The 11,782-nt window shown below is 31.7% G+C and carries 13 protein-coding genes; 1 reads left to right on the forward strand and 12 read right to left on the reverse strand.

What is annotated here, in order from left to right; all coding sequences use genetic code 11:
• Positions 1 to 12: 12 nt before the first annotated feature.
• A complete protein-coding gene (locus HRU50_RS06330; protein ID WP_296349341.1) occupies positions 13 to 1,299 on the reverse strand; it encodes a hypothetical protein in 1,287 nt (428 codons plus the stop codon).
• A gap of 32 nt (positions 1,300 to 1,331) precedes the next feature.
• On the reverse strand, positions 1,332 to 2,102 hold the full coding sequence (locus HRU50_RS06335) for a glycosyltransferase family 2 protein (protein ID WP_296349343.1): 771 nt from the start codon (positions 2,100 to 2,102) through the stop codon (positions 1,332 to 1,334).
• An 84-nt stretch (positions 2,103 to 2,186) separates the two neighbouring features.
• Here HRU50_RS06335 and HRU50_RS06340 point away from each other — a divergent pair, with 84 nt between their 5' ends.
• Positions 2,187 to 3,119: a sulfotransferase gene (locus HRU50_RS06340; protein ID WP_296349345.1), complete on the forward strand. Its 933-nt coding sequence runs from the start codon at positions 2,187 to 2,189 to the stop codon at positions 3,117 to 3,119.
• On the opposite strand, the gene HRU50_RS06345 is transcribed toward HRU50_RS06340, so the two are convergent.
• The 10 genes from HRU50_RS06345 to rfbC all read right to left on the reverse strand — a co-directional run bounded on the left by HRU50_RS06345 (position 3,116) and on the right by rfbC (position 11,776).
• Positions 3,116 to 4,084, reverse strand: a complete 969-nt coding sequence (locus HRU50_RS06345) for a sulfotransferase (protein WP_296349347.1) — start codon at positions 4,082 to 4,084, stop codon at positions 3,116 to 3,118. The two genes, HRU50_RS06340 and HRU50_RS06345, sit on opposite strands and share 4 nt — an antisense overlap.
• Before the next feature lie 153 nt (positions 4,085 to 4,237).
• Positions 4,238 to 5,593, reverse strand: coding sequence for an MATE family efflux transporter (locus HRU50_RS06350; RefSeq protein ID WP_296349349.1), 1,356 nt, complete (start codon positions 5,591 to 5,593; stop codon positions 4,238 to 4,240).
• A gap of 246 nt (positions 5,594 to 5,839) precedes the next feature.
• The gene (locus HRU50_RS06355) at positions 5,840 to 6,346 is read right to left on the reverse strand and encodes a hypothetical protein (RefSeq protein WP_296349351.1); all 507 of its coding nucleotides are present in this window, start codon (positions 6,344 to 6,346) and stop codon (positions 5,840 to 5,842) included.
• 19 nt (positions 6,347 to 6,365) lie between these two features.
• Complete coding sequence (cysN, locus tag HRU50_RS06360; RefSeq protein WP_296349353.1) at positions 6,366 to 7,619, reverse strand: sulfate adenylyltransferase subunit CysN; 1,254 nt, start codon at positions 7,617 to 7,619, stop codon at positions 6,366 to 6,368.
• A gap of 17 nt (positions 7,620 to 7,636) precedes the next feature.
• Positions 7,637 to 8,542 carry a sulfate adenylyltransferase subunit CysD gene (gene cysD, locus HRU50_RS06365; protein WP_296349355.1) on the reverse strand — a complete coding sequence of 302 codons (906 nt, stop codon included), beginning with the start codon at positions 8,540 to 8,542 and terminating at the stop codon, positions 7,637 to 7,639.
• Complete coding sequence (gene cysC, locus HRU50_RS06370; protein ID WP_296349357.1) at positions 8,535 to 9,137, reverse strand: adenylyl-sulfate kinase; 603 nt, start codon at positions 9,135 to 9,137, stop codon at positions 8,535 to 8,537. The genes cysD and cysC overlap by 8 nt, the downstream gene beginning before the upstream one ends.
• The gene (locus HRU50_RS06375) at positions 9,119 to 9,586 is read right to left on the reverse strand and encodes a DUF2061 domain-containing protein (RefSeq protein WP_296349360.1); all 468 of its coding nucleotides are present in this window, start codon (positions 9,584 to 9,586) and stop codon (positions 9,119 to 9,121) included. Before HRU50_RS06375 ends, cysC begins: the two co-directional genes overlap by 19 nt.
• A 4-nt stretch (positions 9,587 to 9,590) precedes the next feature.
• Positions 9,591 to 10,385 carry a 3'(2'),5'-bisphosphate nucleotidase CysQ gene (gene cysQ, locus HRU50_RS06380; protein ID WP_296349362.1) on the reverse strand — a complete coding sequence of 265 codons (795 nt, stop codon included), beginning with the start codon at positions 10,383 to 10,385 and terminating at the stop codon, positions 9,591 to 9,593.
• Positions 10,378 to 11,235 carry a dTDP-4-dehydrorhamnose reductase gene (rfbD, locus tag HRU50_RS06385; protein WP_296349364.1) on the reverse strand — a complete coding sequence of 286 codons (858 nt, stop codon included), beginning with the start codon at positions 11,233 to 11,235 and terminating at the stop codon, positions 10,378 to 10,380. The genes cysQ and rfbD overlap by 8 nt, the downstream gene beginning before the upstream one ends.
• Positions 11,207 to 11,776, reverse strand: coding sequence for a dTDP-4-dehydrorhamnose 3,5-epimerase (rfbC, locus tag HRU50_RS06390; RefSeq protein WP_296349366.1), 570 nt, complete (start codon positions 11,774 to 11,776; stop codon positions 11,207 to 11,209). The genes rfbD and rfbC overlap by 29 nt, the downstream gene beginning before the upstream one ends.
• Positions 11,777 to 11,782: the final 6 nt, after the last annotated feature.

Consider the following 11,782-nt stretch of genomic DNA (forward strand, 5'->3'; position numbering starts at 1 on the left):
ACTTAAATAACATTAATTTACCTTTTCTAAACCATTTTTATTTAAATAATATCTAATACTCAAAAGACCGCCAATAATAATACAAGCAAAGTCCCTAGGGTTGTAGGTTCCGGTAACAATGAGCGTGGTAAACATATAGTAAATTGCAATACCTGACAATAGATAATTTATAATTATTACTTTGGGTGTTTTACTTGAAACGTAGGCTTGTTTATAGAGAATCAGCAAAAACACTAAAAACAACATTAATCCTAGAATTCCAGCTTTATAAGCAATAAACGCATATCCATTGTGAAGTACAGAAATATATTGCATTTCTTCCCCGTTAAGCGGAGCTGAAAATTCTAAATCCACAAGAGATCCTATACCTTTCCCCATAAAAAGTGCAGAATGAAATGATGTATCATGTAATTGTTCGAACGCTTTTTGAGCTTCATATGCACGCCAGTGATCCCAAAGGTCGACATGGTCATGAACATCTATTTTAGAACTAAAAATTTCTGATGGAGCAATTTTTATCTTGTACAAAAAACCTTCGATTCCAGGCGCTCCACGTTGTGGTTCTATAGAAAATAAATAAGTATATAAGGCAGTTATAGCTACAATCAAATAAATCATATATTTTAAACCTTTTCTAGTAATAGCTAAATACCCGTTAACACCTAAAGAAAGTAATACCACTGATACAGTGACAGTTCTAGACACATAACAAATAAATGATATAATAAGAATAGTAATTATAATTCTTTTATATTTAGATTGAAATTTAAATAACTCTTTACCTTTTTTTGCGAATAGTAATACTAAAGCAAAAACCTCTAAAACACTACCTCTTCCTGCATAGTTCCTCATCAGATTAATATCTACTTCATCATTGGTTATAATGTAACTAACTGTTTTATAAATGTGTATAATCGCGAAGAAAGCCGCTATATAGACTATTGCCTTAAATAAATAATCTTTATCATTTATTTTGGTTATTAAAAAATAACCGATAAAAATGTAAAAAATTGGTTTAGCAATAAAAAAAAAGTCCTTTACCATATCAAAAATCTCACTAGAATAAAAGAATGTAGAAAATATAGATATGATAAGAATCATAATTAAGGGAAATACTAATTGTATTAAATCCTTAGAATATTTAAAATTGAAATTATAGATAAGCCAAAAAGTAACGACTGAAAGTATAGCAATGTTAATTTCAATTATTGGGGTTAAAGAAGGTATAAATAACAATAATACCAGAGTGTAGCTATTTAACTTATCCTTAGATATTATAAGTTGTTTAGAGTTAGCCATTGTTAATACAAATAATTTAAGTAAAATAAATTCTAAATTTTACCTATTAATCGTTTTATGAGAGTTAATAATCTCATATATATATAATCATATAAAGCCAATAAAACCGGAATCTTACCTGATTTAGTTTTTGCTTTAAGTGTTTCTTTTAATACTTTAGAAAAATTTTGATTGCTTACACCGTCAGCTCTCATAACTGCTGTTATATGATTTACTTTTAAAGTCTTTAAATTGTGTCTTGCTCTGAGCAATAATTCATAATCCCCCGCAATCTTATAATTGGTATTAAAGCTACCGTATTTTTTAAAATACTTCTTGTTGTGAAAGGAACCAACATGTGCAGGAGTAATCGTAATATTTCTTCTAAATGTTTTCCAAGACCAAATTGAATCTAATTTCTTACTTCTCTTACCATCAGTAAATTCTACCTCAGAATATACCCAATCTATATCATTGTCGTTAGATTCTTTAATTGCTGCATTATAATTTTCAATGGCATTTGGTTTGTAATAATCATCAGAACCTAAAAAAGAAATCCAATCCCCTGTTGACATATTTAAGCCCTTATTCCATGCATCATAAATTCCTTTATCTGGCTCTGAAATCCACTTATAACTAATTTCTGATTTATTGAAAACACTTTCAAAAGACTTTATTATGTTTTTGGTTTTATCTGTTGAGGCACCATCTACAATAATAAACTCTATATTCTTTTGTGATTGACTTAAGATTGAATTAATTGTTCTCTCAATTGTTTTTTCACTATTATAGGCAGCTGTTATTACAGTAAACTTCTTTGACATTAGATGATTTCAAGTTTTCAAATATATACCTTTTAAAAATTAAATAATATTTGTAGCTATTTATGTTTTTATATTTTTACACACATGAGTTTTAAACCAAACATCAATCTATTTATTGTAGGTGCTGCCAAGTCTGGCACAACATCACTATATAATTATTTGATTCAACATCCTGATGTGTTTTTCCCAAAAGTTAAAGAGCCAAACTTTTATTCTGACATAGAATCAGAGGACCCGTTAGCTTACAAAAGGCCTAAGAAAGGGATGTTTTATCATAATAAAGTCATAAAAAACAGAGAGGTTTATTATTCACTTTACAAAGAAGCTAACAACTTTAAAATTCTTGGTGATGCTAGTCCATCTTATCTTTGGGACAAAGGTGCTGCAAAAAAAATACATACTGATTTTCCTAAAGCCAAAATTTTAATAATTCTCAGAAATCCAATTGAGCGTACTTTTTCTCATTATTTAATGAATTTAAAAGGAGGAATAGAAAAAGATTCAAATGCCTTGAGAGCTTTTAAAAGAGACGAGAAAATCATCCGAAAAGTATGGGGTGATGGTAAAGTTTTGCTCTACAAGGAATTGGGGTTATATTCAAGGCAAGTTCAGTCTTATTTCGAGATTTTTGGTAAAGAAAATGTAAAAGTTATGATTTACGAAGAGTTTTTTCACGATACTGACATTGGCTTGTCTAAAATTTTAGCGTTTTTAGATCTTCCAAATAACTATACATTTAATACTGAAACCATACATAACACTTTTTCTGTCCCGAAAAATGATTTCGCCAAACTCCTTATTAGATTAAAGTCAAAAATGTCATTTCTAAAAGGTTTTTTTCCAAACAATTCAAAAGTGTTTATCAACAAAACTGTTCTATTCAAACCTTCTAAAAAGCCAAAAATGAATGATGAGGTAAGGGTTTATTTACAGAATATATTTAAAAAAGATATTGAGGCACTCGAAAAGGTTTTAGAAAAGGACTTAGGCATTTGGAAAGAAACCTTTATCCATTAAGATATAAATCTTTTTCTAACCCATTTAAATCTTTTTCCAAAAAACAACAGCAATTGCGTTCGCCTAACTATAGAATTTATACTATAATCTAATAAATCTTTAATTTCATTTTTTAAAGAAAAAATAGGCTTTAACTGTTTTAATTTAGAAACAATTTCATTTTTATCATAACCTTGTAAAGTCATTGCGTTTTCATCAATTTTATTGATGATTGAAAGTGCACTCTTTTTTCGTGTGAATGTATGAAGTGTGTTTTGCCATTTCATTAAGCTCTGACTACTAATGTTTTTATAACTAATAACCCCTGTAGGATCGCCTAATTCACCTTTTGTGTCTTGATTAGAGAATGCCTCGATTAATTCATCCTTATAGTCTAAATTTAAGAACTCTAATACTTTTTTTATCTCACGCTCTGGTTCTAATACTAAATCTTCGTATCTAACAACTATTGAATCATCTCGTAATTTGGTGTAGCCTTTAGAAAGTTTCTCAAATCCTGAAGTAAGATCATGATAAGATCCTAAAAATGGTCTCAGTCTATTATTTGACCAAGTCCTAATCATTGAAGAATAAATTTGTTCAGGTGACCTAAATAGAAAAATGAACTTGGCATTTGGAAATACCTTAGCTATTTCTTCAATTATTAGATAATATCTTGGTGTCTTATCCAAAAAATAGGTTTCACCATTATTAGCTATTTTTTGATGTAATTCTGTTATAAAACCTCTAAGAGAATCATAATAATCTTCATCTTTTAAGGGTAAATTATTTATAAAATCTTTAATTGCAATAGACGAAAGCATAGACCCATATTCTGAGAGTACTCCTTCATCTCTTAGACTATATATCTGAGGGAGTAAAATCCATGGTTCTGCAACGCTCTTAATTTTATCATGAGACATCAAAACTCTTTGTAATAGCGTTGACCCAGATCTAGGTAAAGAAAATATAAAAATTTGATTCATCCGATATTAAAATCTTAAGAAAACACAGATTAATTAAAAGTTTGTGAAGATTATAAACCAATGTCTTCCATACGAATTTATTATACAATAACATTCTTTTAAGCAAAATACAACCTAATCTTGGCATTTAAAGAATTAAGATTAAACTTTTCATTATTTGTTCCAGATTCCTTTTGCTTTTTTGTTGATTATAAGGTAATACTGAATAGGCTTATATATAGCGTACAAACCTATTGAAACGCATGTTGCTAAAATAACACCTGTAGTGCCTAAATTCAATTCCTTAGCAAATAAAATACTTAATGGGATGTTAATTAGTAGAGCTATTATCCCTACTATCATTTGCAGTTTTATCCTACCAACGCCATTTATAAAATTAGTATATATTAATTGAAATGTCTGAATTAGTACAAATAAGGCCATTGAAATATTTAAAGAAAACATAATAACAACATTGTCACCAACCCAAATTTTATAAACCCAATCTGCAATTATTAGCATAATTATTAAAAGAATTGGAATTACTAATAACCAAATGCGAAATATTGCTTTCATAGACTTTTTAATCCAGCTATAATCAGACTTAACAAATGCCTCTGTAATGGTAGACCAGTATGGTGCAATTACAATCGAAAAGAAAATTAAAATTTGCGAAAAATACTTTAAGGCTATATTGTAAGGTACGACTTCTTCTGGGCTGAACAAATTAGTAATAATAATATTATCTGTTGAAAACAATACAATTACAGATATTTGAATAATAAAAAATTTAGTGCCTAAGCTTAATATCTCTTTTACATGTTTAGAACTCCACAATTTTAGCTGTGGTCTTAAATGTTTGTACTTATTAGTAAAAGATATTAAATTATAAACTAACATTACTACAACCGGAAGCGCCGAAAATATTGTGCCAAAAAGTAGTAGAGATCCGTCTGTAGTTTTCAGAAGTATCCATATACATATTAAGGAAAGTAAACTAGTAATGAACTGTACTTTTGATTGAAATGAATGATTCTGTTCTGCTAGGTGTATGCTTGAAATTAGTTTTACAATCAGTTGTATCGAAAAAAAGGTGAAAACCAAAATCATCAATGGAGCTATATCATTTTTGAGCATTCCTTCAACATTAAAAATCAAACCCCAATCCAGAAAAAAATTAATGATTATAAACAGGAATAAAACTAACAAACTTATTCCCATAATTGTAAAATATGCAGAACTCACATATACTTGGGCTAAGCTATAATTTTTTTGTGCATTCGCCTCAGCAAGTTTATTTCTTAAGCCATGTCCTAACCCAACATCAAAAAGCGTAAACCAACTCAAAAAAGAACTTAGAGTAAGCCAAACTCCATAGCCTTCGGTATTTAGATAAGTTAAGGATAAAGGAACGAGAGCTAGGTTTGAGACGATACTTCCAATTTTATAAAAGAAAGATAGACCTATGTGATTGACTATATTTAAATCACGTCCACTATTTATTCCAAACAAGCTCAATATTTTATTCAAAGCACATTATTAAAATTCCTTCTTTATTAAAATCAATCTAATTCGCCATAATACTTTCTGAGAATGAAACAATACTATCAAAATAAAAGCTTTTTAATAGATTATTTGAAACACCAATTATTTGATAATAAATTGTTAACAAATAAACCCAAAAAAATAAAAACAACCTCTCTTCATGATATAAAATATTCCATTCAAAATACTTTTCCTAGATAGCTTTGAAAACAAGAGAGAATTCAATTTATTTTAATCAAACTCTAGAAGCATACGGTCAATTAATATTTCTCTTGCCCTGAAGGATGGCTTAAAATCACCATTTACGACTCCTGCAGTTGCTGTCGCCTTATCGTTATCGTATTCTATATATTTATTAGGAATGAACATTTGAAAAAACTTGTCTCTACTGATATCTATTTTATCGTAGCCTAATGACACACTACATGAATTCACAATAAGTTTCTGGCGCTTTTCATCATTTCCAAAAACTAAAAGTAATTTAGTTGGTATTTCCTGGCTTTGAGTTGTAAAATTTATTGTCTGAATTTCAGTTGATTTTTTAACTTCTACTTTAACCATCTGATCTACTGTTATATGTTGTTGCCCTTCGTTAACATAAAACAATTTAAAAACATCGTCGTAATAAACAGTAGCTGAAAGCTCAAATGTGAGGTGTTTACTTGCATTAACTTCTTCTTTAGGACTATCCTTACAAGAAATCAACGCAAATAACATCATGATAAATATTTTTCTCATCTCTTTTGTGATGTCTTAATTACACAATCATTCCAGCCGCCACAGTTTCGTTTGTGGTGTCATCTACCAAGATGATACTTCCTGTAGTTCTGTTTTCTCTGTAAGAATCAATCATTAACGGCTTTGTCGTTCTTATTCTCACCTTTGAGATATCATTCATAGTAAGGGTTTTATCCTCCGTTTGACGTTCTAAAGTGTTAATATCATACTTATAAACAACTTCTTTAATCATCGCTTTTTGATCATTAGAAGTGTGCCTGATGCTATATTTAGCTCTTGGCTTTGCTGGACTATTATGTAACCAACACAACATCACCTCTATGTCCTGCGACGTGTCTGGTGTGTTATTTGATCTTACAATCATATCACCTCGACCTACGTCTATATCATCTTCTAATGTGATACTTACTGACATTGGCGCGAATGCCTCTTCCACTTCACCATTAAAAGTATCTATACTTTTTATCTGAGATGTAAAACCAGATGGTAATACAGTAACTTCATCACCTGGTCTTAAAACTCCACTTGCTACGCGACCCGCATAACCTCTGTAATCTCTATGTGCTTCGCTCTGAGGTCTTAGTACTGTTTGTACAGGGAATCGTGCGTCTACTTTATTAATATCACTGCTAATATGCAATGTTTCTAGTGTATGTAATAATGGTGCTCCTTGGTACCAAGGCATATTCTCAGAACGGTTCACCACATTATCACCATTTAAGGCACTTATTGGTATAAAACGTATGTCTTTTACTAATAGTTTCGAAGAAAATTCCTCGAACTGGTTGATAACCTTATTATAAGCTTCCTCAGAATGGTCTACCAAATCCATTTTATTAATACAAACAATGACATGTGGGATTTGTAATAATGACGCTATAAACGAATGGCGTTTGGTTTGCTCTATCACTCCATGTCTTGCATCAACTAATATGATTGCGGCATTGGCTGTAGAGGCACCCGTAACCATATTTCTTGTATATTGAATATGACCTGGTGTATCGGCAATAATAAATTTACGCTTTGGTGTGGTAAAGTATCTATAGGCTACATCTATCGTAATCCCTTGCTCTCTTTCATCTCTTAAACCATCTGTAAATAAAGCCAAGTCTACTCCATCGTGCCCTTTACGCTTACTGGTTGTCTCTATTGCCTCTAGCTGGTCCTCAAAAATAGATTTAGAATCGTATAATAATCTCCCTATTAATGTACTCTTTCCATCGTCTACACTTCCTGCTGTAGTAAATCTTAATAATTGGTTATTGTCTATCATGTTTCTTCTCAGTGCTTTTAAAAATAACCTTGTCGCTTTCTGTCTTCCATAGCAGTTTCAGAACGTTTATCATCGCTTCTATTGCCACGTTCTGTTTGACGCATCGCTGATACTTCCATCGCTATCTTTTCAACTGTATCGGCCTCAGATTCTATGCCACCTGTAATGGTAATATCACCTAAGGTTCTAAAACGTATCTTTTTTGTCAATACTTCTTCAGTCTCTTCAAGTTTTAAGAACTCCGAATTTGGTATCCATGAGTTTTGACGCCATACGACTTCGCGCTCATGCGCAAAGTATAATGACGGTATTGAGATGTTTTCTCTAGCAATGTAGTTCCAAACATCCATTTCTGTCCAATTGCTTATTGGGAAGGCTCTAAAATGTTCTCCTTCAAAATGTTTCCCATTAAAAATGTTCCATAACTCCGGACGCTGATTTTTTGGATCCCATTGTCCAAAATCATCTCTATGAGAAAAGAAACGTTCCTTTGCTCTCGCTTTTTCCTCATCACGCCTTCCTCCACCAATGGCACAGTCCACATTATTTACTTCGATTGCGTCCAGCAAAGTGGTAATCTGAAGTGCATTTCTTGTGGCGTTCTTTCCTTTCTCCTCAGCTACGCGTCCTTGATCTATAGATTCTTGCACGGAACCAACAATAAGATTAACTCCAAGTTCATTGATAAGATTATCCCTAAATTGAATCGTTTCAGGAAAATTATGACCTGTATCAACGTGCATCAACGAAAATGGGATCTTACTAGGATAAAATGCCTTTCTTGCTAAATGTGTTACCACTATGGAATCTTTTCCTCCTGAAAACAAAATCACTGGGTTTTGAAATTGCGCCCAAACTTCGCGCAATACAAAAATAGCCTCACTCTCTAACTCATCTAAGTAATTTAAATAATACTTACTCATTGCTCTTCTTTAATTTATCCTGAATAAAATCTACAATTCTGTCCGCAGCTTCCTGAGCGGACTCTTCTTCGGTGTTTATTTCTATATCTGGGTCCTCTGGCGCTTCATATGGTGCTGAAATACCGGTCATATTTTTTATTTCTCCAGCTCTTGCTTTTTTGTACAAGCCCTTAACATCTCTACGCTCACATTCTTCTAGGCTAGTATTCACAAAAACCTCGACAAAGTTAACATCTTTAACTATACTTCTTATGTTTATCCTATCTTTTTTGTAGGGTGAAACAAAAGCAGCTAAAACCACCAGACCAGCATCAATCATTAAATTGGCAACCTCTGCAATACGTCTTATATTCTCTGTTCTGTCTTCTGGAGAAAATGATAAATCATTATTAATTCCTTTTCTAATATTATCACCATCTAAACTATATGTACTAATACCTTTGCTAAAGAGTTTCTTCTCAACAAGGTTAGCTATTGTTGATTTTCCAGAACCCGAAAGCCCTGTAAACCAAATTAAAAATGAATTGTGATTATTTCTTACTCTCCTTTCGTGTCTTGAAACCTGATAAGAATGTGTTACGATGTTCTTTTCCATGAATTTCTTTTTAAGAAATTTCTAATCTTGCCTAACGGTATTTTCAACCATAGTTTTTCATGCAGGTAATATAGTATAAACTTTGTGAATAATTCTGTTAATGCTATATATAATGCAATCTCATCGAAAGCTTCTAATATTACACCTGTGATAACAAAGGTCGTGGCTGTCGCGACCACTCTCCACGAAATGGATTTAAATAAAATTTGTTTGTTCGTTTCTGCACGTGCGTCTAAAATTTGCAACCAAAGGCGTTCATGAGCATAATAAATCAGTAGTTTAATTATAAACTCTGAAGCACCAATCTTTAAAGCATTCTCTAGACTACATTCACCTATTAAGCAAGTAACTAACAGCACCACTAATACTGTGTCGGTAGTCGCTATAATGCGCCACGAAATCCCTTTTAGGATACTTCTTGTATGTGAAGACTTTTTTAGCTTTTGCATTAAACTATAGTTGGTTTGATACCAAAAACCAAGGGTTTAACAAATTCTCTTTATTATACTCCAATGGTCTGTTAGTTGCATTTGAAATCACATCTATTCCAACAGCATTACATATCGCTTGCCCAGCCGCAGTATCCCATTCCATAGTTGGTGCATAACGCGGATAAATATCTGCCTTTCCTTCAGCTATTAAACAAAACTTTAGTGAGCTTCCTTTGGAAACAATCTCTACTTGGTTTCCTTCATTTTTTAAATGCTCAACAAAATTTTGTGTTTCTTCATTCATATGCGAACGACTGCCAACAACCTTTATGTTGCTCTCTCCTGTTCTTGGTTTTAAAACTAATGCTTTTTGTAGCATATCATCTTGATAAATATGATCTCCTAACACCACTTTTTTTGCATTTTGTTTATCAACATCAGCAAAATACAGTTCTTTTGAAGCAGGTACATATATAACTCCTAATTTTGGTTCTCCGTGTTCAACTAAAGCAATATTAACAGTAAACTCACCATTTCTTTTGATAAACTCTTTTGTGCCGTCTACCGGATCTACAATCCAACACTTATCCCATTGTTTCCTTAATTCATAAGAGATCTGCTTGTTTTCTTCACTTATAATAGGAATCTGTGTTGGTATTAAAAAAGTGTTGATGATAGCATTAGACTCTTTATCTGCTCTAGTTAAAGGTGAATCATCTTCTTTATACTCGACATCTATTGGCGAATCATAAATTTGCATAATTCGCTCGCCTGCTTGTATTGCAGCTTCAATTGCTGTTTTTATCTCTTTATTCATTGATTCTTTCTAATGCAATTTTTAAACTGTCCTTCCAAAAAGGAATTTCAACATTAAAGTTTTCTTTAATTTTTGTTTTATCTAAAACACTATATTTTGGTCTAATAGCTTTTGTTTTAAAGTCTGAAGATGGAATTGGCTTTAAAATAATATTTGATTGAACATATTCGAATATCTGTTTTGCAAAATCATACCAACTAATACTACCTTCATTACTATAATGATATAAACCATAAGCTTCAGAATTTTGTCTAATTATTTCGCAAATTACATCAGCTAAATCCATTGCATATGTTGGTGTACCTACTTGGTCATTTACAACGCTAAGCGAATCTCTTTCTTGAGCAAGACGTATCATGGTTTTCATAAAGTTGGCCCCAAATTCAGAGTATAACCATGAGGTTCTGACGATAAAGTATGGTTTAAGGATTTCTATAATATTTTGTTCGCCTTTCAATTTAGATTCACCATAAACTCCCAATGGGATAGGCAAAGCATCTTCAGTGTATGGTTCATTTATGACACCATCAAAGACAAAATCTGTAGAAATATGAATTAGTCTTGTTCCGTATTTGTTGCATTGCTCTGCTAAAATACTCACAGCTTCTGCATTAACTGAAAATGCCTCATTAGATTCGTCTTCAGCTAAATCTACTGCCGTGTAGGCCGCGCAATTTACACACCAATCAATTTTATGCTGTTCAAAATACTTTTTAACCTGGTCTTTTTTGGTAAGATCTAAAGTGTCATAATCTTCAAACAGAAAAATATTCTCTTTAAGATGTTTTGATTGTTTTTGAATACACTGTCCAAGTTGGCCTTTAGCGCCCGTGACTAATACTGTCTTCATGAAAATACTCTTCTAAGGTCGGCAAAACTAAATCTTTTTCTGATACGATAAGGCTAGCACCATCTTCATTCCAATCTATTCCAATTGATTTGTCATTAAAAATAATTCCTCTTTCAGAAGCCTTATTATAATAATTGTCACACTTGTACGAAAAAATTGTATGGTCTTCTAAAGTTAAAAAACCATGAGCCATGCCTCGTGGTATGTAAAGTTGTTTATTTGTTTGGTTATCTAATACCAAAGCAATGTATCTACCAAATGTTTTAGAATTAGGTCTAATATCCACAACGACGTCTAAAACACTACCACTTATAACTCTAACTAATTTAGCCTGTGCATAATCACCTATTTGAAAATGTAAACCTCTAAGGACATTTTTATGAGAAATTGATTGATTATCTTGAATAAAGTTAGGATTCACGCCTGTAAGTTCTTCAAATTTATCTTGATTAAAGGACTCGAAAAACTCACCTCTTTTATCTCGAAATATTCTCGGAATAATAACATAACAACCTTCTAATTCTGTTTCTTCAACTTGCATTTTTTA

Origin of the sequence: Winogradskyella sp. (genome assembly GCF_013213835.1) — a bacterium.
In the GTDB taxonomy this organism is placed as follows: domain Bacteria; phylum Bacteroidota; class Bacteroidia; order Flavobacteriales; family Flavobacteriaceae; genus Winogradskyella.

What these genes read in the sequence shown, in the direction of transcription:
- HRU50_RS06330 (WP_296349341.1), bottom strand. Translation starts at nt 1,299, where the DNA reads ATGGCTAACTCTAAACAACTTATAATATCTAAGGATAAGTTAAATAGC.
- HRU50_RS06335 (WP_296349343.1), bottom strand. Translation starts at nt 2,102, where the DNA reads ATGTCAAAGAAGTTTACTGTAATAACAGCTGCCTATAATAGTGAAAAA.
- HRU50_RS06340 (WP_296349345.1), top strand. Translation starts at nt 2,187, where the DNA reads ATGAGTTTTAAACCAAACATCAATCTATTTATTGTAGGTGCTGCCAAG.
- HRU50_RS06345 (WP_296349347.1), bottom strand. Translation starts at nt 4,084, where the DNA reads ATGAATCAAATTTTTATATTTTCTTTACCTAGATCTGGGTCAACGCTA.
- HRU50_RS06355 (WP_296349351.1), bottom strand. Translation starts at nt 6,346, where the DNA reads ATGAGAAAAATATTTATCATGATGTTATTTGCGTTGATTTCTTGTAAG.
- cysN (WP_296349353.1), bottom strand. Translation starts at nt 7,619, where the DNA reads ATGATAGACAATAACCAATTATTAAGATTTACTACAGCAGGAAGTGTA.
- cysD (WP_296349355.1), bottom strand. Translation starts at nt 8,542, where the DNA reads ATGAGTAAGTATTATTTAAATTACTTAGATGAGTTAGAGAGTGAGGCT.
- cysC (WP_296349357.1), bottom strand. Translation starts at nt 9,137, where the DNA reads ATGGAAAAGAACATCGTAACACATTCTTATCAGGTTTCAAGACACGAA.
- HRU50_RS06375 (WP_296349360.1), bottom strand. Translation starts at nt 9,586, where the DNA reads ATGCAAAAGCTAAAAAAGTCTTCACATACAAGAAGTATCCTAAAAGGG.
- cysQ (WP_296349362.1), bottom strand. Translation starts at nt 10,385, where the DNA reads ATGAATAAAGAGATAAAAACAGCAATTGAAGCTGCAATACAAGCAGGC.
- rfbD (WP_296349364.1), bottom strand. Translation starts at nt 11,235, where the DNA reads ATGAAGACAGTATTAGTCACGGGCGCTAAAGGCCAACTTGGACAGTGT.
- rfbC (WP_296349366.1), bottom strand. Translation starts at nt 11,776, where the DNA reads ATGCAAGTTGAAGAAACAGAATTAGAAGGTTGTTATGTTATTATTCCG.